This window comes from Asticcacaulis biprosthecium C19, from assembly GCF_000204015.1.
GTDB classification, from domain to species: domain Bacteria; phylum Pseudomonadota; class Alphaproteobacteria; order Caulobacterales; family Caulobacteraceae; genus Asticcacaulis; species Asticcacaulis biprosthecius.
Genome location: NZ_GL883078.1, coordinates 785,030 through 808,227 on the forward strand (window position 1 = coordinate 785,030; position 23,198 = coordinate 808,227).

Consider the following 23,198-nt stretch of genomic DNA (forward strand, 5'->3'; position numbering starts at 1 on the left):
GACTTCAATGCCCAGGTCCGGCAATGGCGCAGATATTCGCCTTCGTGCAGCGACAAAAGGTCGACCGTACAACGCCACAGCCACGACGGCACATCCAGGTCATGGGACCGTGCCAGACTGAGGTGTTCCAGCCAGGCGCGTCGCATGGCATCGTCCATCTGGCGGGCATGGGCGCGGCCGACGACGAAGGCCAGGTAGTGCGCCGCGTGCAGGGCATCAGACTCTTTCGTGTGCGCCAGGTCCAGCTTCAGGTCCTGCGGTCGCAGGTCGCGTACGAACACCGGCTTGCCCAGCAAGGATGCCGCCGTCGTACGTTCGCCGAGATTAGGCGACAGAGCGCGCGCGCCGGCGACGATCCTGTCAGCCGGATTGGACGGCATCAGTGCGGCATAGGCCAGGGTGTCGGCTTGCCCGGCTTCCTTGATATCGAGCAGACAGAGCTCCGGATCGTCGTCACCAACGGCCAGCAGAGCGGCATAGCGCGCCTTACCCAGCGAGTTGGTACCCTTGACCCAGAAGGCGGCATCCAGCACGCGGATATGGTCGTCGTCGCGCGGGTGCAGGTCCAGGACGACCCGCCGGGTTTGAGGTAGGGCGACGACGTCTTCGATCGCGGCGCGCTCCTCCGCGGAAATGTCCCAGAAGGTTTTGCCGCGCGGCAGGTGGTCGTGGTTGGAGTCCAGCCGCTCTTCGGCCAGATGTTCCCATTTCTGGCCGATGGCGCTTTTGAGCGCGTGCCGGATGCTGTCGGGCGGCGTGGTCTTCGTGCGGACATCGTGGTGCAGCGCCGCCTCGTAGCCGTCGACCAGGCGCTCGATGATGCGGGCGGTGACCACGCCGGGAAAATCGGTGCTACGGGCAGCGCAGGCCAGAGACAGGCTGAGGCGGATCAGGTCATGGGCGGGATTGCCGATAACGGTCTGGTCCAGGTCGCAGATCTGGATGTCGACATCGCCGTCGCTGTCGGCCAGCGGGCCGAGATTGCCGGAATGGCAGTCGCCGCAGATCCACACCGGCGGGCCTTCGGGGATGATGGCGTGCTGGGCACCGACCCAGTCATAGAACAGCCGGGTGCTGCCGCGGACGAAACCGTGGGCGGACCGGGCCATCTTGACCTGACGCAGGGTGTCGAGACGGGTGAGACGATCAGGATCCATGCCAGCCTCCGGGGTGATTGTGTGACATAGCCTGATGGCCGGCAGAATGTAAGGTTCTTGAACCGCAGATCAACTCGGAGGCATACGCCAAGCGGTACCTCTCAAATTTCGAAACCACGAATGGACACGAATAAACACGAATGGTTTCGCGCTATTCGTGTTTATTCGTGTCCATTCGTGGTTCAAAAACCTACAGTCTGGGATCGACCGGCTCGCTTTCCAGCGCCAGGACGCCGAACACCGCTTCGTGGACACGGTACAGCGGTTCCTTTGCCACGAAGCGGGTCAGCGCCTCATAGCCCAGGGCATATTCGCGCTGCGCCAGGGCACGCTTGCCGCCAACATTGCGCGCCTTCAGCCGCGTCAGATGCTCCGGCGCGGTATATTCCGGGCCGTAGATGATGCGCAGATATTCCCGCCCGCGGCACTTCACGCCCGGCTGGACCAGACCTTTCGCGCCCTTGACCGTAAAGGCCAGCGGCTTGACCACCATGCCTTCCATGCCGGCGGCGGTCTGGGCTTCCCACCAGGCCGTGGCTTCGGCCATCTGAGCGTCGTCGTTGAGATCAATGACCTTGCGCTCGGTCGCCTTGACGAAGCGACCCACCGCGCACAGCCGGTCGATGACCGCCATGTGCCACAGGTGGTCGCGGTCCAGATTGTTTGCGCCCTCATGCGCCAGGACATGGAACGGCGCGATGCGGTAGTCGTCGAGCCCGCTCACCTTCCAGCAATAGTGCCGGTAGGCGTCGCGATAGGCGCCGGCCATCTGCGCCCGTGCCGTCATCTTCGCCGCCAGGTCCGGCTGGCCGGCGCGCGCCAATAGTTCCGCCGCGATCGGCAAGACATGGGTCGCCGCCGCGCCGACCGGAGCATATTGCTGCTCCAGCAGGGCCATGGCCTTGGCCGACCACGGCAGGATCTCGGCGTCCAGGCACAGCCAGTCAGTGGCCAGGTCCTCCCAAAGGCCAGCCTTGGTCACGGCATCGCCAAGTCGGGCGAGGAAGCCCTGTTCCAGCACCCGATCATTGAAAAACGCACGGCCGGTGCGGGTATAGACTGTGCCCAGGCCAGCGGAGATACCGAACCGTTGTTCGACCGCCCCGGCATCGCGGCCCAGCACCACCACGGCACGCGAACCCATGTGCTTTTCCTGGGCGATGACCTGGGTCACACCGTTCTGGCGGTAGTAGTCGAAAGCCTCGATGGGATGCTCCAGCCAACCGTCAAGCTTCGAGGTCTCCGGCGGCGACATGGTCGGCGGCAGGTAGACCAGCAGGCGCGGATCAACGGCGAAGCGGCTCATGACTTCGAGCGCCGCCATGGCGTTCTCGTCGCGGATGACGATGTTGCGCGACAGCGCGGTTTCGACCACACGCTTGCCGGTGACGTCCTCGATATCGATCATGTCGCCGTCGCGGGCGTCGCGACCATGGCCGATCGGCCGCACCGGTTCGCAGTAAACCTGCGCCGCATCGACCTGGACGATCTCCTTTTCGGGATAACGCAGGGCGGTCAGCTTTCCGCCAAAGACGCAGCCGGTATCGATGTTGATCGTCCGGTTCAGCCATTCGGGTTCAGGCACTGGGGTGTGGCCGTAAACCAGCATGGTCGAACCGCGATAGTCGCGCGCCCAATTGTAGCGCACCGGCAGGCCGAACTCATCCGTCTCGCCCGTGGTTTCACCGAACATGGCGAAGCTGCGGATGCGCGGCGAACCGCGCCCGATGTAGTGCTCCTTCAGACCGGCATGGGACACGGCCAGCCGGCCGCCGTCGAAAACGTAGTGGCTGATCAGGCCGTCGAGGAAATCGACTACCTGGCGGCGGAACTCCGGCGTCTCATGGCTCAGTTGCTCCAGGGATTCCGCCAGGCCGTGGGCGATCTTGACGTCGCGCCCGCTGAGCGCCTTTTTCAGCTTTTCGTCGTGGTTGCCGTTGACGCAGTAGGCCACGCCAGACTCGACCATGTCCATGACAATGCGCAGGACCTCGGGCGTTTTCGGCCCACGGTCGACCAGATCGCCGGCCAGGATCAGCCGGCGGCCCTCGGGATGCGACACGCGATAGGGTTCGCGGCCTTCGATGACATAGCCGAGCTTCAAAATCAGGGCATGCAGTTCATCGAAACAGCCATGTACATCGCCGATGATGTCGAACGGGCCCGTCTGCGTCTTTTTGTCGGGCCACAGCGGCGCGCGTTCGATACGAACGGCGTCGATCGCCTCGACCGAGTCGAGCACGGTGACGTGGCTGAAACCCTCCTTGCGCAGCCCCTTCAGCGACCGGCGCAGCGAATCCGACTGGCCCCACACCACGCCCTTACCGAAGTCGCGGTCGGTTCGGGACTGGTTGCGGGCATGGCAGACCTCACGCGGCAGGTTGAGAACGATCGCCACCGGAATGACGTGATGGCGCCGCGCCAGATCGATCAGGCTTTTGCGCGACTCGGGCTGTACATTGGTGGCGTCGATCACGGTCAGCCGGCCGGCAGCCAGGCGCTTGCCGGCGATGAAGTTCAGCACCTCGAAAGCGTCCTTCGTTGCCGCCTGGTTGTTTTCGTCGTCGCTGACCAGACCGCGGCAATAGTCCGACGAGATGACCTCGGTCGGGAGAAAGTGCTTGCGGGCAAAGGACGACTTGCCAGAGCCGGATGCGCCGATCAGCAGAACCAGGGACAGGTCGGGAAGGGTAATCAGGGTCTGCGTCATTCAGATAACAGTTCGATCAGGCGGGCATCGCCGCGCCGTTGCGCCCAGCCAAGGGCGGTGTTGCCATAGTGGTCGTTGTGATGAGGGTTGGCGCCGCGGCTAAGCAGGTAGGCGACAACCTCGTACTCACATTTGCATGCCGCCATCAGCAGCGCGGTTTCGCCGTCGACATTCACGCCTTCGATATCGACCCCGCGTTCCAGCAGGGACTTCACACCGTGCAAAAATCCGTTGTAGGCCGCTAGGCCCAATGGCAGCAGGGCCTCGTCACCGTGGGCCAGGTCCAGTTGGATTCCAGCCTCCAGAAGGCGGTCGAGCAAACCTTCATTGCCGTCAAATATCAACTGGCGCAGGACGTTGCCTTCGCCGGCGTTCGGATTCGCACCACGTTGCAGAAGGTGTTGAAAGACAATCAGATTGCCGTTCACACTCGTCGAGATAAGGGGCGTCCAGCCGTCCTCGTCCCGGGCCTCAGGATCGGCACCGGCGGCCAGCAAGTGGTCGATAACCTCCAGATGCCCGGACTGCACGTTTTCCGGCTGCAGATATCCGATGAGATGCAAAGCCGTGCTACCGTCCGTCTGTTGCGCCTTCGGGTTGGCGCCGTGCGACAGGAGAAGGGCTATCACTTCGGGCGCTCCGGCCTCTGCGGCGCGCATTAACGGGGTCGATCCGTCCTCGGAAGCGAGATCGACTTGCGCACCGTTTGCCAGCAGCAGAGCGACATCCCGCAGCGCCAGAACGCCGTCTTCAGATGTCGTGCAGGGCGCCATGGCGGGAATGGCAAAGGCCATCGCCGTTCGCCCCTTTATGTTCTGCGCGTTCACATCCAGCCCTTGTTCGATCAGCCAGGGCAGCAGGCGGTTGCCCTCGTGTTTGACCGCCCAATGCAGGAGGCTGTCCAGGTACTGCGGCTCGCGGGCGTGCAGGTCTGCGCCAGCCGCGTGAAGGCACTGCAGAACTTCAATATCCGACGGTATGTCACCCATGGCGACAAAACAGACCGGATCGCGATCGCCGTCTTCGAAAGCGAGCGACACGCCCTGCGCCAGAACCGCACGCAGCATATTCAGGTCGGATTTTTCCAGTGCCCGGAACAGGGCCTTGCGTAACGTGTTCATGACTTCACAAAAATTCCAGCCTGGGTTGGAGCGCCCAGGGTTTCATGGACATCGCCGATAGCGGCGAATTCGACGGCATAGCCGAACCGCTCCGCCGTCGTGCGAGCCCAGGTTTCGAATTCCGACCGCGTCCATTCGAAGCGATGGTCGTGGTGGCGGAACTGGCCTGCCGGCAGGTTATCGAACAGGGCGTTGTATTCGGCATTGGGCGTTGTCAGGATGACCAGGCCAGGCGCCGCGTCCTTGAAGATGGAGCGTGTAAAGGCTTCCAGCCGTTCGGGCTCCAGATGCTCGATGACCTCGATGACGGTGGCTGCTTCGTAGCCGGTCAGCCGCTTGTCGCGGTAGGTCAGCGAGGTCTGAAGCAAATGAATGCGCTTGAGCTGGAATTCCGGCAGGCGGTCGAAGTTCAGGCGGGCGCGGGCGATCTCAAGCGCCCGCAGTGACACGTCGCAGCCGGTGATCTTTTCGAACGCCAGGTCCTTCGACAGCATGCCGACCAGACGGCCTTCGCCGCAGCCCATATCGACTACGGTTTTGACCTCGCGCGCCTTCAGCGTGGCGAGCACCCAATCGAGGCGTTGCTGGTTCAGGTTGATCTTTTTTTCGAGCGCCGCTTCCTGCTCGCCTTCGATGACCGGATCGGGTTCGGGCTCGCCGTCTGACAGGCGTTCCATGGCCTGGGTGGTCAGGCTGCGGAAACTCTTGAGATAGCGCCGGACGATCAGATCCTTGTCCGGATGGGTTTCCAGCCAGCCCTCACCCTGACGCAGCAGCTTGTCAACCTCGTCGTCGCCGACCCAGTAGTGCTTGTCGTCGTCCAGCACCGGGATCAGGACATAGAGGTGCTTCAGCACCGACGCCAGACGGGCCGTGACGGTCAGGGTCACATCGTAATAGGCGCTATCACCCCAGGCCGGAAAGGCTTCGTCGCGCACCAGTCGGGCCGCCGAGATCGTATAGCCGAGAGGCTCGAACAGCCGGCGCAGGGTGGCTTCGCCGCCGCGGCACGGCAGGACTGGGATGCGAACTTCGTACGCGATATCAGCGTCGGCCAGGTCCTGGCGGTCCTTCGACCGGCCGGTCATGGCGGTGCGGAAGAACTGGCCGATGGCCACACTCAGGAAGGACGAGGCGGCATAGGGCCGGTCGTTGACATATTGATCCAAGGCAAAGCCGTCATGGGCCGAGCCTTTCTTGCGGATCAGACCGACGGGATCGACGTCCAGCAACAGCGCCGCCGTGCACAGATCATCTCGGACGTCAGGATAGAAAACGTGGCCGTCGCCGAAGGAAAATTCCTGGCTGTGCAGGCGCTCGGGATGCTTGTGCAGCAGGTAACCGAGATCTGTGGCAGGCCGGTGGGTGGTCGAGAGGGTCAGGAGCATGGTCGATCTATACTATTCTTTTGGATCGATCAGGCCCTCGATCTCATAGGGAGTTTCACCGGTCAGTTCGTACAGTTTGAGCCAGGCCGCGACGGCGGCGGCCACCGGTCCGGGGACCGGCAGCCCGGCGAACCACCGAGACACTGAGGAGCGGTCCACCCCCAAGGCTTCGGACAAACGCGACATCCAGCCGCGTTCGCCGAACAAGAGGATGGCCGCCTGCCTCAGTTCCTCGGCGCTCATGCCGTCAGACCCTTTCCACGTTCACAAAATCACCATTCTTTTGGAAGAACGACTCATGTTCGCGAATATAGCCCAGCACATTCTCGGAGAAACCGTCGATGTGCGTCCAGCGGCCGTAACCGACGCCGTTTCGGTTGGAAGCGACGTTGATCATGTACGCCTTAGCCGCGACAGGATCGGGCACGGGGTCCTGGGACTGTTCGTCGGTGATGACGATCAGGCGATCGTGGGGGATCGCGTTGATCTTGGTCATCGCCTTGCCCAGCAGCGTGCCGTTGTAGGGCTGCGACCGCAGGATCGCATCCACACCGCCCATACCGCGGCGCGCCGGCACCTCCACTACCTCGTTCGAGAAGGAGAAGACGCGCAGATCGCCCGGAATGATCGCGCCCAGGGTCGCGGCCGCCACCATCCGCGTCAGGTCCGAACGGGCCGACAAGGGCACGTTCATCGACGGGGAGACGTCGACCAGCACGATGGTCCGGCCGGCAAAGACCGGCTGTTCCAGGACGGTTTCCATCAAAGCCTCATCCAGCCAGCGCTCGAAGCGCGGGGCCGCCCGGGCGGCCGCCACGTAACGGAAGGGCAGAACCCGTTCCGCGCCGCGACGCGCCAGGATGGCTTCGGTGACCATGGACTCCTCGACACCTGCCTGGTCCATGTTGCGCAGGTTACGCAACAGGGCCAGGTAGCCCAGCTTGCGCTCGGCCAACAGGCGGGTGAAGGTTTCGGCCTTGCCCGCCCCGCCGGACAGCGCAACCTCCCAGGTGTCCGGGGACGCCAGGGTGCGTTCGGCCAATTGCTTCCAGACCAAGGCTTGCGCCTCGTCCTTAGGCTTGGCATGGCTCAGGAACAGCACGTCACGCAGACGGACAGGTCCGTCACGATCGTACTTGGCCAGGGCGTAGGCGTCGAACTTGGCGAAGGCCCGGGCCAGGCCCAGCTTCATCTGCTTCGACAACGGACGCTTGCCGTTGCGCCAGTACAGCGCAACCAGCTCGGTCAGTTCGTCGGCCCGCTGGATCACCCGCTCGATGGTCGGCGCCACCAAAGGTCCGCCGGCCTTGATCAGGGCGCACAACAGCATCAGCGGCGCATGACGCAGCTTCATCTGTTCGCGCGCCTCAATGGCAAGCGCGGCGACCATCTCCGGCGTCACATCGCAGGCTAAAGCCAGGATGCGGTCGGCGATGGACTGGCCGTCTTCGTAGAATTCGTTTTCCCACAACAGGCAGGACAGGACCGAACGGCGCAGCTTTTGTGCCGCCGTCAGTTCCCGCGCAGGGGCGCCCTCATGCGTGATGCCGGGGCGTTTTTGGAAAATGTTCAACCGCATGGTTGCACCTCTTCTGGCATCTGGACGCAACCACGGGATCGCCCTGACACCATTGCCGGGCGGCGGTTGCGCAATGAGTTGGGGCAGCCTCATGCCAAAAAGTGGCTCCACTTTTTGGATAAACATGAGGCGTCGGATAAGGGCGCTGGCGGCGGAACTCTCCGGCCAGGGCAGTGGACATATATGGCGCCCGGCGGGACTAGGAACGCGTCACGCTGCTACCGGTTCGGCAGATCCAGGGGAAAAGGCGAAGGCGGAACGAGATGCTTTAACCGATTAAGCTACACGATCGAAACCGTGGCGGGATTTGAACCCGCTTCTTCCGCGTGACAGGCGAAGTAGCCGCCTCCTGCGCCACCTGGATCTTGAGGTTCCGGCTGGTTCCCTGATCGGGCCTGTCCGGAAGTTAGAAGTTACTACAGAAACTTGTTGCGCGATGCAACGGGTTTTATTCAGTCTTCCGGGAACGCCCGGCTGCGGTTGGCTGGCACTTCCGCCGGAACGTTGCTGCGTCCGGGCCACGTTGGCTTGATCCGGAAAACCGGACCATCCAGGGCTGCCATTGCCGTTGGCGCGAAGGAACCGCGGCCACCACCACGGAAAACTGATCCCCCCAACGGGATGTGCATTCGGGGAAAAGACGATATCGCTCTCTGGCGTACCTAAAACGAAGGACGCGATATCTGCGCCACCGAAGGCGAGTGCCGCAGGGAAAAATCGACAGCGATAGCCTACTGCTCTATCCAATTGAGCTACGGGGTAACCCCGGCCGGATTTGAACCGGCAACCTATAGATCCGATGTAATCGCTGTCTGCGCCACTGCGGCGCGTCCCGGCCGAAACCGGAACAACGGCAGGCATAGCTAAATGAGTTGCGTAGCGCAACAGAAAAACCGACAACCCGATTTCAGGGCCACACAGTGTGTTGCAAATGCAACTATCTCAGCAGGCCGTTCTTAACGGGTTCGCCGAAATCGGGCGTCCCGTCGGGCCTGTACTGAACCACCTGCAGGCGGGTGTGGCGGTTGGGATCGTGCAGCGGATTGCCCTCGATCTTCTGGTAGTCGCGGGCATGATAGACCAGGATGTCCCTGCCCTGTTCGTCGACCGTGAAGCTGTTGTGGCCCGGCCCCCAGACGTTGTTGGCGGCCGAGCTTTTGAACACCGGCACCGGCGACTTGGTCCACGAGGCCGGGTCCATCAGGTCGGCATCTTCCGACGCCGTCAGCATGCCCAGGCAGTAGTTCTCATCGGTCGCGCTGGCCGAATAGGTCAGGAAGATGCGGCCCTTATGGACCAGGAAGGCCGGGCCTTCATTGACCTTGTAGCCGATGATTTCCCAGCCCAGCGTCGGCACGGTCAGGCGCGCCGGCGCCGCCGCCAGCTTCAGTGGCGAGGCCATCGGGGCCAGGTAGATGTTGCTATTGGTATGAATACCCGGTTCGCCTTGCGCCCAGCACAGGTAGCGCGTGCCGCTGTGCTCGAACAGGGTGGCGTCCAGCGTGAAGGTATCCCACGGCGTCTCAACCTGACCCAGCAGGCTCCAGTTTGTGTTCAGCGGATTGGCGTCGGAATTGGTCAGGACATAGGTGCGCACCCGGAAGACGTCGCCTTTGTCGCCGGCGCCGAAATAGATGTGCCACTGGCCGTCGAAATGATGGATTTCCGGCGCCCAGATATAGCCGCCCATCTTGCCTTCAGTTGGACGGTTCCACAACAGCACCTCTTCCGCCGTCGCCAATCCGGCCAGGGTTTTGGCGCGGCGGCCGACCAGTCGGTCGAACTCTGGCGCGGTCGCCAGCAGGTAATAATAGCCGTCGGTATGCTTGTAGATCTGCGGATCGGCGCGTTGCAGCACCAGAGGATTGAAGATTTTGGGCGCTTCCCCGGCATGGGCTGAGGCTGCGGCCAGGCTGGCTCCGGCAGTGGTCATGATAAAGCTCCGGCGCGAAAATTTGGACATGGGGTAGGTCGCCTCAATATTGTCGGACAATTGGTCCATAAACTTGAGCCGGTGCGTTTGTCAAATCACGGCGACAAAAAGAAGACGCCCGGCGGGTTTCGCCGGGCGTCCAGTTTCAGGAAAGAAAAGCGAATTACCAAACGATGTGGCTCAGCACATCGCCCTGGTTGGCGCCGGTCACGGTAATGATATTGCCGCTGCCCAGGTTGATGACCGTGTTGCCGCCGACCTGCGTGACCAATGCCGAGGTCTCGGTGCCCAGCGTATAGGCGCTGATGTCAATCGTGTCGTCTGTGGTGAAGTCGGTAATTGTGTCGGCACGGCTGTTCAGGCCGAACAGGAACAGGTCCGATCCCAGCCCGCCGGTCAGGATGTCGGCACCGCCACCGCCGTTAAGCGTATTGTTGCCGTCGTTTCCGACCAGGGTGTTGACCTGGCCGTTGCCCGTCGCATTGATGTTGTCCATGCCCGTCAGGGTCAGGGTTTCGACATAACGGCCGGTCAGGCTATACGACACTGTCGAGAAGATGATGTCCGTGCCCTCGCCGCTGGCTTCCACGACGTTGTCGGCCGTGTTCTGGACATAATAGGTGTCGTTGCCACCCAGGCCTGTCAGGGTGTTGTTGCCGCTGTTGCCGGTCAGGATATTGCCCAGGGCGTTCCCGGTAGCCTTGGTGTTGCCCGTACCGGTCAGGGTCAGGTGCTCGACCTCGTTGCTTAGGGTAAAGGTCGCCGAGGACAGAACGGTGTCGCTGCCTTCAGCGGCGATTTCTGTGACAACATCGCCCGTGGTGTTGACGACATAGGTGTCGTCGCCGGCGCCGCCGATCAGGCTGTCGACACCGGTGCCGCCGTCCAGCAGGTTGTTGCCGGCATTACCTGTGAGGGTATTGGCGAGGCCGTTGCCGGTACCGTTCAGCGCCGAACCGGTCAGGGTCAGGTTCTCGATCTGGCTGCCGGCCAGACTGAAATTGACCGATGCGACGACCAGGTCGTTGCCTTCGCCGGTGGCTTCGGAGACGGCGTCACCTACAGTCTGGACATAGAAGGTGTCGTCGCCGGCGCCGCCGTAGAGCGTGTTGACGCCGTCATTGCCAGTCAGCGCATTGGCCAGAGCGTTGCCGTAGCCCTTGATGGCGGCCGTCCCGGTCAGGATCAGGGCTTCCAGGTGGGCGCCCAGGGTCCAGGTCACCGACGAACGGACCGTGTCGGTGCCTTCGGAGGCCGCCTCGATGACAACATCGCTGGTCGCGCCGACGACATAGGTATCGTTGCCCGCGCCGCCGGTCATGGTGTCGGCGCCGGAGCCGCCGTCGATCAGGTTATTCCCCGCATTGCCGGTGATGGCGTTGCCGAAGCCGTTGCCGGTGGCGTTGATGTCGGCCGTGCCGGTCAGGCTGAGGCTTTCGATATACTGGCCGTACAGGGAATAGGTGATCGCGGACAGGATCGCATCGCTGCCCTGACCGCTGGCTTCGATGACGACATCGCCGGAGCTATCGACGGTGAAGGTGTCGTTGCCCAGGCCGCCGATCATCGTGTCGTTGCCGGTACCGCCCAACAGGTAGTCGGCGCCGCCGAAGCCTTCCAGAAGGTCGGCGCCCGTCGTGCCGGTCAGGACTTCGCTGAAGTTGCGGAAGTCGAAACGCGCCAGGGTCGGGTCGTGATCAGAGATGGCAGGATTGGTCGCACCCGTGCGTCCGCTATAGCCGGTGTTGAGGTGGACAACGTCGTAATCGGCGACGGCGGCCAGTTCCTCGTCGGACAGAATATGGTCGATGGCCTGGCTGCGACCGTCGAAGGCGTAGGTGTAGCGTTCGCCGGGCGCCAGTTCGGACACTGTCAGGTTGACCAGGCGGGTTTCGGACGGATCGCGCGTCACGCCGTCAGCGTCGACGGAACCGGTGGCGACCTGCAGCGGACGGTAGAAGTAGAAGTCGTTGAAGTCGCCGCCTTCGATCAGGCGGGCATCCAGGTCATGGTCGGCGATGTAGTCGAGCACCGACCAGACGTCTTCGGCGACTTCATTGCGTTGCGCCCAGTCGCTGTTGGTCGGGTTACCGTTGCTGTTGTTCTGGTCCAGTTCCCAGAAGTTGTCGGAGCCCCCCTTGGACGGGAAGTGGTTGGCCGTGACGTAGACGGTGTTGCCGTTGAAGGTGAACTCGGCCAGCAGCGACTTGCGTGTGGTGGTCCAGTCGGCGGTGGTGATGGCGACATCGGCGTCGCTGAAGGCGATCAGGTCGCCGGAGTCACGCACGCCGTCACCGATGCGGTCGGTATAGGCGCGGCGTTCTTCGATGGTGGCGTCCGCCGCCAGATTGCCAAGTTGCACGCGGGCGGTGTCGTACAGGAAGCCGACGCGGATATTGCCGCCTGGAGCGCCACCTTCGGCGCCATTGACCGGCAGTTCGTCGACCCACTGATAGGTTTTCCCGGTGGCCAGGTTCACGGCGTCGACAATGCGCTGCCAGGTCGTCGAAGCGTCGACCGTGCCGTCATTGGTGGTGCCGTTATTGTCCTGGACCTCTTCGATGCAGATGATGTCCGGCGACAGCAGGTTGTCGGCGATGGCCTCGGCGATGGCGTCGAAGCGGGCCTGATCGGCATTGCCACCCAGGTTTTCGACGTTGAAGGTCGAGACGCGCAGAGAGCGGGCGTCGTGGGTCAGGGTGGTGACGTCCTGCTGCGGCGCCGTATCGTCCAGTTGGTCGACCGCTTCGGCCGACGGACCTTGCGTCACGTAGAGCTTCACCTCGGTGAAGTCGAAGTCGATGATGCCCGAGATCTCGCCCAGGGCGTCGCCCATGTTGAGCTGGTTGTGATAGCCGGCCGTGCCGCCGATGCCGGCGCCCGAGAAGTCGAGCTCGACAATGTCCGGGTTGATATCGCCGTCGGTGTTGTTGGCGCCGCCGTAGTTCACATTGCCGTCGTTGATGGTGTAGCCGCCGCGGTCATTGATCTGGTCGGCATTGGCGTGGGCTTCGGAATAGGCCTTGAAACGGACCTCGGCATTGGAGCCTTCGACAAAGCCGTCGGCGACCACCATGTCGGGGATGGTGACGTGCATGCCTTCGACGGTTTCGAAGAAGTCGAGCGCGTCGTTTTCGGCATCGAAGGTATCGCCGACGCCGTCAACGGCATCGGTGAAGTCGGGGTTGTCGTCGCTCAAGGTGCCGTTGGGGATGGCGTGGTTGGCGCTGCCGTCCAGCACCCAGGTCGGCACGGTCGTGATGGTGTTCGACTGGACGATCGCCGTGGCGCCGGTCAGGAAGGTGCGCGGCAGGTTCTCGAAGGTCTGGTATTCGATGACATAGGCGGTGACCTGGACGATTTCGCCGATCTCGAGCCCGGCGGCGGCGGTGTCGACCGCCGTACCATTGTTGCTGTCGTCGCGGGTCATCACGAAGATGCCTTCGGACGAATGCCAGTCGAGATCCCAGTCCAGTTCCTCTTCCATAATAAAGAAGCCCTGAAGGGCGCCGGCATTGTCGATACCGGTGACGACGGCTTCGACGGTGACCGTGGTGACGGACTGGACGTTGTAGGCCGAGATGCCGGCATCGGCCAGGATCGGCGAGAAGAAGGCCGTGCCCTGGATCTCATGGATATAGCTGACATCGTCGTTTTCGATGGTACCGGTGCCGGAAGCGTCGGCGATGACCGCGCCGCCTTCGGTCGAAACCAGGTTCGACAGGTTGACGGCGAAGGTTTCATTGACTTCGGCCGACAGGTCGCCATTGACGGTGACGCTGATGGTCTGGGTCAGGTCGCCGCCGGTCGCAAAGGTCAGGGTGCCGGAGGTGGCGACATAGTCGCTGCCCGACGTGGCGGAACCATTAGCGGTGGCGAAGTCCAGGGTGAAGGCGCCGGTAGTGTCCGAACGGGAGACCGTGAAGGTCAGGACGGAGGTGCCGTCATTGCCTTCGGCGATCGACACATCGTCGATACTGACATTGGCGGCGTCGTCATCGGTGACCAGCACCGTGTCATCTTCGCCGATGTGACCGGCGGCTGAAGCCGAGACGGTGACGGTTTGCGAACCGTCGAAGTCGAGATCATCGACGGCGGTGACATCGAAGCTGGCCGAGGTCTGGCCGGCCAGGATGGTGACGGTGGCGGGCACGGTGGCTTCGCCGGTGTCGTCGCTGCTGAGCGTGACGACAAGGTCGCTGGCGGTCGAGCCGGTGCGGGTAACGGTCGCGGTCGAGATCCCGCCGTTTTCCGAGATCGACGAGGCAGCGACGGCCACGGTCAGGACCGGGGTCGGGTCGTTGGAGGTGCCGGGGGTCGGGCCTTGGGCGACGAAGCCGCCTTCGCCGTTGGGGGTGCGAGCCAGGGCGTGGTCGGCCGGGGTGCCACCGGCGGATTCGTTATACTGGACGGTCTCGCCCAGGCCGGTCAGCAGGCCGGTGTCATCAGCATCGTCAGTGTCGTAGACGATGGCATCGATCAGGGTCTGGGCCGGGCCAAAGCCGCTGTTGTTGGGGAAATCCGAAGCACTGCCGTAATAGAGGGCGACGGCGTCGGCGCCGTTTTGCAGGAAGTTGCCGTTGAACACCAGGTCAACGCTGGGCACGCCGGTATTGCCCAGGACGAAGTAGCCGTTTTCGTCGGTGGTATAGCCGTCGAGGTCATAGGCGGCATAGCTCAGGTCGTTGGAGCCATTGTAGAGCACCACGACATAGCCGGTCAGGGAGGTATTGCCGGCGCCGCCGTCGAACAGTTCAACAAATTCGGCAGCGTCCGTGCCCGGTGTGTCGGAGTCGATTTCGTTGATCACCAGGGTCGATTCCGGAATGTCAGAATCGGTGATGGTGACGGAAGCCTGGCTGTCGGTGATGACAGCGGTGCCGGTGGCGCCCGACAGGTTGACGAAGAACTGTTCCGGCGTCGTGCCTTCGAAGGTGGTGTCGCCATTGACCGTGATCGAGATGACCTTGCTCAGCTCGTTCTCGGCGAAGCTGAGGGTGCCAGTGGCGGCGTCGTAGTCGGCGCTTTCAATGGCGGTGCCGTCGGCGGTGGCGAAGTCGACGGTAAAGGCCGCCGTGCCGCCACTGCGGGTGACGGTGACCTCGATGGTCGACGCGGAGTCGCCTTCGGCAACGGTGATGTCGGAAATGGCGACGTCGCCGGCGCCGGGGACATCGTTGTTGGTGATGGTGCCGGTGCCGGTGTCATCGCTGAACGACGCCGTACCGATGGTGTCGATGATGTTCGACAGTCCGACCGTGAAGCTTTCGTCGCTTTCGATGTCGGCGTCGCCGTTGACCGTGACGCTGACGGTCTGGGTCAGGGCACCGCCGGCGGTGAAGCTGAGCGTGCCCGATGCGGCGACGTAGTCGGAACCGGCCAGGGCGGTGTCGTCGGCCGTGGCGTAGCCGAGGCTGAAGGCGCCAGTATTGTTGGAGCGGGTGACGGTGAAGGTCAGGATTTGCGTGCCGGCGTCACCTTCGGTGACGGTGACGTCATCGATTGACACGGTCGCCGGGACCGTGCCGCCACCAACGGTGAAGCTGGCCGGGGCGGTGAGGTTGTTGGCGTCGTCGCGGGTCCAGTTGGCCGGATCGACGATGGCGGCCAGCAGCTCGGCTTTGGTGCCGGAGGTGATGCCGCTGTAAGCCGCGTTATCGACCTCGTTCAGGGCGATGGCGTTGGTGCCGTTGGTCAGGCCGGTCGGCAGGGCCGAGGTGTTGGAGTCGGCAGCGTTGGCCTGCCAGGTCGTATTGCCTTCATTGTTGATGGCGAACAGCAGGGTTGGGGTGGCGTCGGCGCCCTGATAGGCGATGATCTGGTCGCCGCCGGTCGAGAAGTTGGCGTCGCCGCTGTCGGTGACCGTGCCGGTAGAGGCCGTTGATGTGGTCGATGTGGTGTTGATGGTCACCACCGTACCCGCGGTTACGACACCGGTCGAGGTCCAGGTCATCGTGCCCTCGCCGGTGCGGAAGGCGTTGCTCGACAGCCAGCCATTGTCGGTGAACTTGATCACCGTGCCAGCCTCCAGTTCGACCAGAGTGACGAAGGCGAATATCTTGTTGGTGTCGGCATTCATCGAGACAATGGCGATATCGCCAGCCGTCAGGGTCGAACCAGCGCTCATGATGCCGGCATTGACCGGCGCTTCCGCTGCCGGCGCGGCAGTGATCACCGGGGCGACGGTTGCGGCCGTCTGACGGGTGACGGCGGTCAGGGTGCCCCAGGTGCCGCCGGCGTTCGCGCTGTTCAGGGCCAGGCCATTGCCGGCGGTGTCGCCGATGGCGCCGCGAGCGGAGGTGAAGGCGTCGTCGCCAAGGCGCTGGGTCAGAAATTTCATGGGGGGACTCTTTTCGGACGGGGAATGTGGAGAGACAGGGAGGGCGGCACCGGCAAGGCTTCGCCGGCACCGTTGTGAGACGGCGATCGCCGGGACATGGCTGCCCGGCGTGAGGTTTAATGAAGGTCAGACGTGGCCTTGTGCGTCGATCAGCGGGTGTACGAACCGCGAGCGAAAAGCCAGGACCGCAAAGGTTTTGCGGTGTGATATAGTTTCAATCTATAACACCTTGATGACACAATTCACGATCCGTTAACGATTCGTTAAGATTGGTTACCAAGGAGACTAAGTGTCTGATGCGGTATGATTTTCCAGCTTAGCGGCGCCACGCCAGACCGAAATAAAAACGCCGGCCTGTGTCGAATTGTACCGTGCCATCACCACTGCGGGCGATCTGGATGTCGCTGTCGAAGGCATTGGCGACGCGGCCGGACAGGGTCAGGTGATCGGTCAGGGCATAGTCGGCGCGCAGGTCAAGACGCTGGGAGGGCTCCAGAACTAGAGTATTGAGATCATCCTCGAAGGCTTCGCCATCGAACACCACATCGGCGGTAAGACGAATGGGCGCAAAATCGGCATCGAGGCCGATCGCGGCGCTATAGGCCGGCGCCTGGGCCGGACGGCGGCCGTCGTCCGTGCGGGCGTGGGTCCAGGTGGCCGAACCAGTCAGTGCCACACGCTCGGTGACGGGATAGTCGCCGCGGACTTCAACGCCGTAAGCCGTGATCTCACCGCCATTGCGCCTTTGCCGCAGCACACCACCGGCGGGGATAAAGCCTGCGGTCGGGAAGGTGCCCGGACCGACGCCGATGGTGACATTGGTCACCGGGTCCTTCAGGACATTGTAGAACAGGCCGACATCGACATGGCGGTCGCGCACGCCGATTTCGACGCCACTGAGGGTTTCGGGTTTCAGCTCGGCATTGGCTTCGGTGACGTCATTGCCGACGCGGAACGGACGGTACAGTTCATTGAGCGACGGCGGGCGAAAACCATTGTAGGCGGCGGCGCGCAGAATCCGGCCTTCGGCGATGTCCCAGGTTGCGCCAAGGCGTGCCGAGACGACGGTGTAGCTGCGGGCGTCGGACTTGAGGTTGAGGACCGCGGCACCATTGGTCAGGTCGGTTTCCTGGCGGTGGCCGTCATGGCTTTGCCACTGGTCCAGGCGGACGGCGCCGGTCAGACTCATGACGCCGTAGTCTTTTGTGGCTTCGCCGTAGAGGCCGGCCAGGCTGGTTTGGCCGCCGGCGACGCGGAACCGGGTCGGCGCACCAGACATGTAGCGGTAATACTCCTCCGACTGGCCGTCGTTGAAACGGGCATCGAAGCCGATTTCCCATTCCAGGTCGGGGCTTTGATGGCGGATCGCGGCCAGCACGCCGGTGCCTGAGGCCGGGGTCGCCACCTGGTCGTTGGCCAGGGTGGTGGACGCCCTGCCCGCCCCGACGGAGACCGAACGGTTGGCCAGGTCAGAGGTGCGGTGCCAGACTTGGAGGCGCAAACCGTTGTGCTCGTCCGTCGCCGGACGGGTGAAACCGGCCGACAGGCTGTCGCCGCTGGACGTGGCGATGCCGCCGGCCAGGCCGGTGTCGCGGCGGCTGTCATAGTGGCCGGCCAGCAGGTCGAGGTAACCGCAGACGCCAGGGCAGACTTCACGGCGGTAATTGACCAGGTAGGCCGTGTCCTCACCAAAGGTCGGGCGGTCAGCGGCACCACGCTGGGGCGCGTGCACGGCCGGATCGCCGTTCTGGGTTTGGGTGACATAATGCAGGCTGAGATCGCCGATGGCGGCGCCCAGAGCCACCTGGTGGCTGCCGCGTTCGCCGGCTTCCAGACGGAGGTAGTCGCTCTGTCCGCGGGGGGCGGTCAGGCCCAGGTCGACCACCCCGGTCAAGGCGCCGGCACCATAGGCGCCGCCGCCCGCCCCGCGCACGACATGGGCGCCGTTCAGCGCAGTCTGCGGGATGCCGGCCCAGATCACCCAGCCGCCGAACGGGTCGTTCTGCGGGACGCCATCCAGCGTCACCAGCGCCCGGCCGGCGCCCGAAGGCGCGATGGCGCGCAGGGACATACCCTGCACGGTCGGATTGGCGGTCAGGGACGACGAACGGCGAAACAGCGCCGCCTGGGTCGTCCGCTTGAGGCTGAGATCGATGGCCGGCGACCGCGCGACATCGTCACGGTTCAGATCGATCGCCGAAAAGGCCGCGTCGCCGCGATAGATGGCGAAACGGTTGGCCTGAATGACGACGTCCGCAGGTTCGGGCGCCGATTGGGCGTAAGCGGCCGCTGGAAACAGGGCTGTGGTCAATAACAGGTAACGCATCGGCCGCTCCAACGGAATTCGTTGGATTGCGTGCACGGAAAGCCGTAGGATTTCAACCCTGATTCCAGGGATTCTTATGGCGACGATACAGGATGTGGCAACCATGGCAGGGGTGTCGACCGCGACGGTGTCGCGCGTGCTCTCCGGCTATGCCCACGTCTCGCCCTCCGTGCGCGACCGGGTCACCGGCGCCGTCGAAAAGCTGGGTTATGAACCCAACTATGCTGCCAAGTCGCTGCGGACCCTGAAGACATCGCGGCTGATCGTGACCGTGCCCGACATCACCAACATCTTCTTCGCCAACATCATCCGCGGCGCCGAGGAGGCCGCCCACGCCGCCGGTTACGCCGTGCTACTGGGGGATACCGGCACCAATACCGACAGCGAAGAAGCCTATGCCAGCATGCTGAAGCGCAAAGAAGCCGACGGGCTGATCTTTCTGGGTGAAGCCTTGCCGCCGGCCCTGGCGGGTCTGGTCGAACGCCCGGGCGCGCCGGTCGTCAATGGCTGCGAATTCAGCGAGGACCTGACGGTCAGTTCCGTCCATATCGACAATCGCGCCGCCGCCGCCGAGGCCATGGATCACCTGTATGCTTTGGGGCATCGCCGCATCACCGTCATCACCGGCGCCGTCGACCGGCCGATCAGCCGCCAGCGCCTGGAGGGCGTGCGCGCCTCGGCCGAGCGCCATGGCGGGTCGGTGGCTGTCTTCACCGGCGATTTCTCGATCGATAGCGGCGTGGCGGCGACCGCCCTTGCGCTGAAGGGCGAACGGCCGACGGCTATCTTCTGCTTTAGCGATGAGATGGCGATTGGCGCGATGTCAGCCCTGCGCCAGGCTGGTTTGCGTTGTCCGGAAGATGTGTCGGTGATCGGCTTCGACGACATCCATATGGCGCCTTATACCTGGCCAGCCCTGACCACAGTGCGCCAGCCGATGCACGAGATCGGCCGCGAGACCGTAGACCTGCTGATTGGAATTATCGAAGGCCGTGTGACCGAGCGCATCAACCTGACCCTGCCGCATCGGCTGGTCGTGCGCGACAGCACGGCGGCGCCCAGTGATCTCAAGCGGTGATGTTGAGCACGCGTCCAGGCGCCGTCGCCTGCTCCGAAGTCGCCGACGCGGATGACGTCGACACGTCAAGACCGCTCAAACGACCATCGAACCTCACAGCCTGGTCCCGCGTCGGATCCGTGTCGGCATTGATGCCGAACGGCCCGGATTTGGGATGCGCGGGGTCGATATGCTTCTTGGCATTCTCAACGTCTGTGCAGTTCTTGCAACTGAAGCCGTTGACATAGACCGGTTGAGGATAGTCGCCGCTGATGGCCATGGCCGTCGTCCCTATTGCCTTCAGGGTAATACGACGGTGTAAACAAGAAGGTTACAGATCTTTATCCTCCACCGTTTACGGGGGAGGTGTCGAGCAAGCGAGCCCTCTTGGGCGAAGCGCTGCCTGCCGGCGAGGCTCGAGACGGAGGGGGCGTTACAGGCTCCGAGCGCTTGGCTCCCCCTCCGCCTCGACGCATTACGCCTTCGGCTTCACTTGCTCAGCACCTCCCCCGCGAGCGGGGGAGGATTGGAACTTACGGCAAACTATAGACGATAATCTCGCCACCGGGTTTGACCTTGGGGTTCTTACCGCCGCCGGCCGCCACAGCGACGTACTGTTTTCCGCCGACCGAATAGGTCGCCGGGGTCGCGATGCTGGAGGTCGGCATGGTCGTCTCCCACAACAGTTTCCCGGTCGTCTTGTCGAAGGCGCGGAACTTGTTGTCGTAGATGGTGGCGCCAATGAACAGCAGACCGCCCTTCGTGACCACAGCACCGCCATAGTTTTCGCTGCCCGTCGTCTTGTCAGCCAGTTCGGGATATTCGCCGAACGGAATCCGCCACAGATATTGCCCGGTGTTCAGATCCAGCGCGTTCAAAGTCCCCCACGGCGGGGCGACCGCGGGATAACCGTCCGGATCGAGGAAACGGTGATAGCCGTCGAAGGCATAGTCATCCTCGGCCGTCGAAGGGTATTCTGGCGCCGGCTTCGCCGTGTCGTCGCTGATATAGGCCACAACCGCACTCAGCTCTTCCGGGCTGAGCGCGGCGCCGAAGGCCGGCATCCGGCCGGCGCCGTCACGCACCTGTTTGGTGATCTGGTCCTGTGTCAGCCGCTTCGACACACCGAAGACGGCCGGGAATTCCGGCGGGCTGCCCTTGCGGTCGTCGCCGTGGCAGGAGGCGCAAACATTGGCATAGACCGCCGCGCCCGAGATCTGGCCGTTGGCCGTTTTCACGCGCGGCTTGAGCTTCATGGTCCAGGCCATCTCATTGGCGTTGATGTATAGCACGCCTGTGTCAGGGTCCCAGGCTGCGCCGCCATATTCGCCACCGCCATCCATGCCGGGGAACAGGATCGTCCCTTGCAGCGACGGGGGATCGAACGGACCACGATTGCTGGATTTCGCCAGGTGGGCCCGCGCCGCCGCATTGGCCGCCGGCGTGCGCTGAGTCAGCATATCTTCGGTCAGGCGCTGACGTGCAAAGGGCTCTGGCGCAGCCGGCAGGCGCTGCATGGAAGCGACCTGTTCACCCGGCACCGTCGAAGGCAGGCCGGGAATTTCCTGGATCGGAAACAGGCTTTCGCCGGTCGTGCGGTCCAGCACCCACACCACGCCGGCCTTGGTGATCTGGGCCAGGGCCGGGATGTCCTTGCCGTCGCGACGGACGGTGACCAGGGTCGGCGGGGTCGGCGGATCGCGGTCCCAAAGGTCGTGCTTGACCAGTTGGAAGTGCCAAAGGCGCTTGCCGGTCTTGGCGTTCAGCGCGACGATCGAGGTGCCAAACAGGTTGTCACCGTGGCGATCAGCGCCGTAAAAATCCTTGTCGCCCATGCCGGCTGAGGCGAGCGGCAGGTAGACGATGCCGCGCTCCGGATCGAGCGTAAATCCCGACCAGGCATTGGCGCCCATCGCCGTCTTCCAGGCGTCATCAGGCCAGGTGTCGTAACCGAACTCGCCGGGATGCGGGATGGTGCGGAAGGTCCATTGCAGTTTGCCGGTACGAACGTCGTAGGCGCGGATATGTCCCGGCGTATTGCCGGTGCTGCCGATGATGATGGTGTCCTTGTAGACCACGCCCGGCGAGACAACATTGACCGAAACGCTGTTGGGATCGCGGTCCAGGTTCTGGCGCAGGTCGACTTCGCCCTTGTCGCCGAAGGTGTCGAACGGTTTTCCGGTGGCGACATCGACGGCGATCAGCTTGCTACGGAAGGTGAACAGGATCCGTTCCTGGCGGCCATCGCTCCAGTAGGCCAGGCCGCGCAGACGGGCGCGGGTGACCGGTTCGCCATAGGCGGGGTCGAACACCCAGGTTTGTTTCCCGGTGGCGGCATCGAGGCAGAATAGCCGGCCCTTGGGCGAGACGAAGAACAGCCGCCCGCCGACGATCATCGGGTTGCCTTCCATATCGCCGCCCTGGAAGCCGTCACCGGAGTCGAAGCGCCAGGCGACCTTCAGGTCCTTGACGTTGCCCGTGTTGATCTGATCGAGCGTGGAATAGTGCGTGCCGTGGGGATTGCCATGATAGACCGGCCAGTCGGCACCCGAGCGGTCGGCGGACAACTCCAGTTTGGGAGACTGGCACGAGACAAGGGCGGCGCATAACAAGAGGGCGGTGAGTTTTTTCATCCTGCCAGGCCCTCGCGGTTAAGGAAGGCCGCCAGCATTTGCGGCCAAAGGTGCCACGGCTGGTCCAGTTCCGGCTTCATGCCGAAGCCGTGGCCGCCGCGGGCGAACAGGTGGGTCTCGACAGGGATATTCTTCGCCTTAAGGGCATCGCGGAACAGGGTGGTATTGCCGACCGGTACGGTGGTGTCGTCTTCGGCATGGCACAGGAAGGTCGGCGGGGTCCGGGCGTCGATATTCAGTTCCGGGCTGTGGCGGGCGACTTGCTCCGGGGTTGCCGGGCCGCCGAACAGCGATCCAAAGACGCCTTGATAAGCAACCTTGGGGTCCAGAGTCAGCACGGGGTAGATGGGGGCTGAGGCGAACGGCCGGGCGTCCAGTTTATCGGCGGCGTCGACGGCGGGATAGAGGTTCTGGGCGTGGCGGGTGGCCAGCGACGCGGTGATAAAGCCGCCGGCACTGAAACCCGTCACACCAACACGGGCCGGATCGAGTTTAAAGGTGGCGGCGTGGTGGCGGATGACCCGCATGGCGCGCTGGGCGTCGATCAGGCCGACATCGGCACGATTGTCCCAACCGTCATTGGCCAGGCGATAGAACAGCACGAAGCAGGTGAAGCCCTGGCTGTTGAGGAAGTCCGCCAGTTGATAGCCTTCGTGGTCGAAATAATTCCACGAGAAGCCGCCGCCGGGGATGATCAGCATGGCGCCGCCATTGGGACTTTTCGCCGGGAAGACGGCCAAACGCGGCGTCGAGATGCCCTGGACACGGCGCAGGCGGATGGCGGGGTCGGTGGAGACCTCTTCGACGTTTTCTGTCAGCGCCGGGCCTTTCGGGGCGTCGGCCAGAGGTCGATCGTCGTCGCTGGCGTCGGCCAGGCGATCGGTTTTGGGGTGGCGACTTCCGGCGCGGCGGTCTGGGCCACAGCGGCCCCTGCTGTCAGGGCCAGTGGCGAAA

Annotated in this window: 13 protein-coding genes and 1 tRNA gene; 1 reads left to right on the forward strand and 13 read right to left on the reverse strand. The window is 63.5% G+C overall.

What is annotated here, in order from left to right; all coding sequences use genetic code 11:
* The 10 genes from ABI_RS14035 to ABI_RS14075 all read right to left on the reverse strand — a co-directional run.
* On the reverse strand, positions 1–1,157 hold a 1,157-nt coding region (locus ABI_RS14035), incomplete at its 3' end, for a DUF2252 family protein (RefSeq protein ID WP_040309276.1).
* 190 nt (positions 1,158–1,347) lie between these two features.
* Positions 1,348–3,867, reverse strand: a complete 2,520-nt coding sequence (locus tag ABI_RS14040) for a polynucleotide kinase-phosphatase (RefSeq protein WP_006273679.1) — start codon at positions 3,865–3,867, stop codon at positions 1,348–1,350.
* Positions 3,864–4,988: an ankyrin repeat domain-containing protein gene (locus ABI_RS14045; RefSeq protein WP_006273680.1), complete on the reverse strand. Its 1,125-nt coding sequence runs from the start codon at positions 4,986–4,988 to the stop codon at positions 3,864–3,866. The genes ABI_RS14040 and ABI_RS14045 overlap by 4 nt, the downstream gene beginning before the upstream one ends.
* A complete protein-coding gene (locus tag ABI_RS14050; RefSeq protein WP_006273681.1) occupies positions 4,985–6,376 on the reverse strand; it encodes a 3' terminal RNA ribose 2'-O-methyltransferase Hen1 in 1,392 nt (463 codons plus the stop codon). The genes ABI_RS14045 and ABI_RS14050 overlap by 4 nt, the downstream gene beginning before the upstream one ends.
* A gap of 12 nt (positions 6,377–6,388) precedes the next feature.
* Entirely contained in the window at positions 6,389–6,619 is a 231-nt protein-coding gene (locus ABI_RS14055; protein WP_006273682.1) for a hypothetical protein, read from the reverse strand.
* A gap of 4 nt (positions 6,620–6,623) precedes the next feature.
* Complete coding sequence (locus ABI_RS14060; RefSeq protein WP_006273683.1) at positions 6,624–7,955, reverse strand: TROVE domain-containing protein; 1,332 nt, start codon at positions 7,953–7,955, stop codon at positions 6,624–6,626.
* Between the two features lie 290 nt (positions 7,956–8,245).
* Positions 8,246–8,330: transfer RNA gene (locus ABI_RS25265), tRNA-Asp, on the reverse strand.
* Between the two features lie 562 nt (positions 8,331–8,892).
* The gene (locus tag ABI_RS14065; protein ID WP_245531355.1) at positions 8,893–9,888 is read right to left on the reverse strand and encodes a glycoside hydrolase family 43 protein; all 996 of its coding nucleotides are present in this window, start codon (positions 9,886–9,888) and stop codon (positions 8,893–8,895) included.
* A 163-nt stretch (positions 9,889–10,051) separates the two neighbouring features.
* On the reverse strand, positions 10,052–16,228 hold the full coding sequence (locus ABI_RS14070; protein ID WP_006273685.1) for a Calx-beta domain-containing protein: 6,177 nt from the start codon (positions 16,226–16,228) through the stop codon (positions 10,052–10,054).
* A gap of 316 nt (positions 16,229–16,544) precedes the next feature.
* A complete protein-coding gene (locus tag ABI_RS14075; protein WP_050808299.1) occupies positions 16,545–18,554 on the reverse strand; it encodes a TonB-dependent receptor in 2,010 nt (669 codons plus the stop codon).
* 76 nt (positions 18,555–18,630) lie between these two features.
* On the opposite strand from ABI_RS14075, the gene ABI_RS14080 reads away from it, so the two are divergent.
* Entirely contained in the window at positions 18,631–19,632 is a 1,002-nt protein-coding gene (locus ABI_RS14080; protein WP_040309277.1) for a LacI family DNA-binding transcriptional regulator, read from the forward strand.
* On the opposite strand, the gene ABI_RS14085 is transcribed toward ABI_RS14080, so the two are convergent.
* From ABI_RS14085 to ABI_RS14095, 3 genes are all read right to left on the reverse strand, one after another.
* A complete protein-coding gene (locus ABI_RS14085) occupies positions 19,622–19,891 on the reverse strand; it encodes a hypothetical protein (RefSeq protein WP_006273688.1) in 270 nt (89 codons plus the stop codon). The two genes, ABI_RS14080 and ABI_RS14085, sit on opposite strands and share 11 nt — an antisense overlap.
* A gap of 253 nt (positions 19,892–20,144) precedes the next feature.
* Positions 20,145–22,244: an outer membrane protein assembly factor BamB family protein gene (locus ABI_RS14090; RefSeq protein WP_006273689.1), complete on the reverse strand. Its 2,100-nt coding sequence runs from the start codon at positions 22,242–22,244 to the stop codon at positions 20,145–20,147.
* Positions 22,241–23,198: alpha/beta hydrolase (locus tag ABI_RS14095; protein ID WP_211211171.1), on the reverse strand; the 958-nt coding region annotated here is incomplete at its 5' end. The genes ABI_RS14095 and ABI_RS14090, both read right to left, overlap by 4 nt.

Coding starts and splice junctions, on each gene's coding strand:
- ABI_RS14070 (WP_006273685.1), bottom strand. CDS start 16,228: ATGAAATTTCTGACCCAGCGCCTTGGCGACGACGCCTTCACCTCCGCT.
- ABI_RS14085 (WP_006273688.1), bottom strand. CDS start 19,891: ATGGCCATCAGCGGCGACTATCCTCAACCGGTCTATGTCAACGGCTTC.
- ABI_RS14060 (WP_006273683.1), bottom strand. CDS start 7,955: ATGCGGTTGAACATTTTCCAAAAACGCCCCGGCATCACGCATGAGGGC.
- ABI_RS14080 (WP_040309277.1), top strand. CDS start 18,631: ATGGCGACGATACAGGATGTGGCAACCATGGCAGGGGTGTCGACCGCG.
- ABI_RS14065 (WP_245531355.1), bottom strand. CDS start 9,888: ATGACCACTGCCGGAGCCAGCCTGGCCGCAGCCTCAGCCCATGCCGGG.
- ABI_RS14055 (WP_006273682.1), bottom strand. CDS start 6,619: ATGAGCGCCGAGGAACTGAGGCAGGCGGCCATCCTCTTGTTCGGCGAA.
- ABI_RS14090 (WP_006273689.1), bottom strand. CDS start 22,244: ATGAAAAAACTCACCGCCCTCTTGTTATGCGCCGCCCTTGTCTCGTGC.
- ABI_RS14075 (WP_050808299.1), bottom strand. CDS start 18,554: ATGCGTTACCTGTTATTGACCACAGCCCTGTTTCCAGCGGCCGCTTAC.
- ABI_RS14040 (WP_006273679.1), bottom strand. CDS start 3,867: ATGACGCAGACCCTGATTACCCTTCCCGACCTGTCCCTGGTTCTGCTG.
- ABI_RS14045 (WP_006273680.1), bottom strand. CDS start 4,988: ATGAACACGTTACGCAAGGCCCTGTTCCGGGCACTGGAAAAATCCGAC.
- ABI_RS14050 (WP_006273681.1), bottom strand. CDS start 6,376: ATGCTCCTGACCCTCTCGACCACCCACCGGCCTGCCACAGATCTCGGT.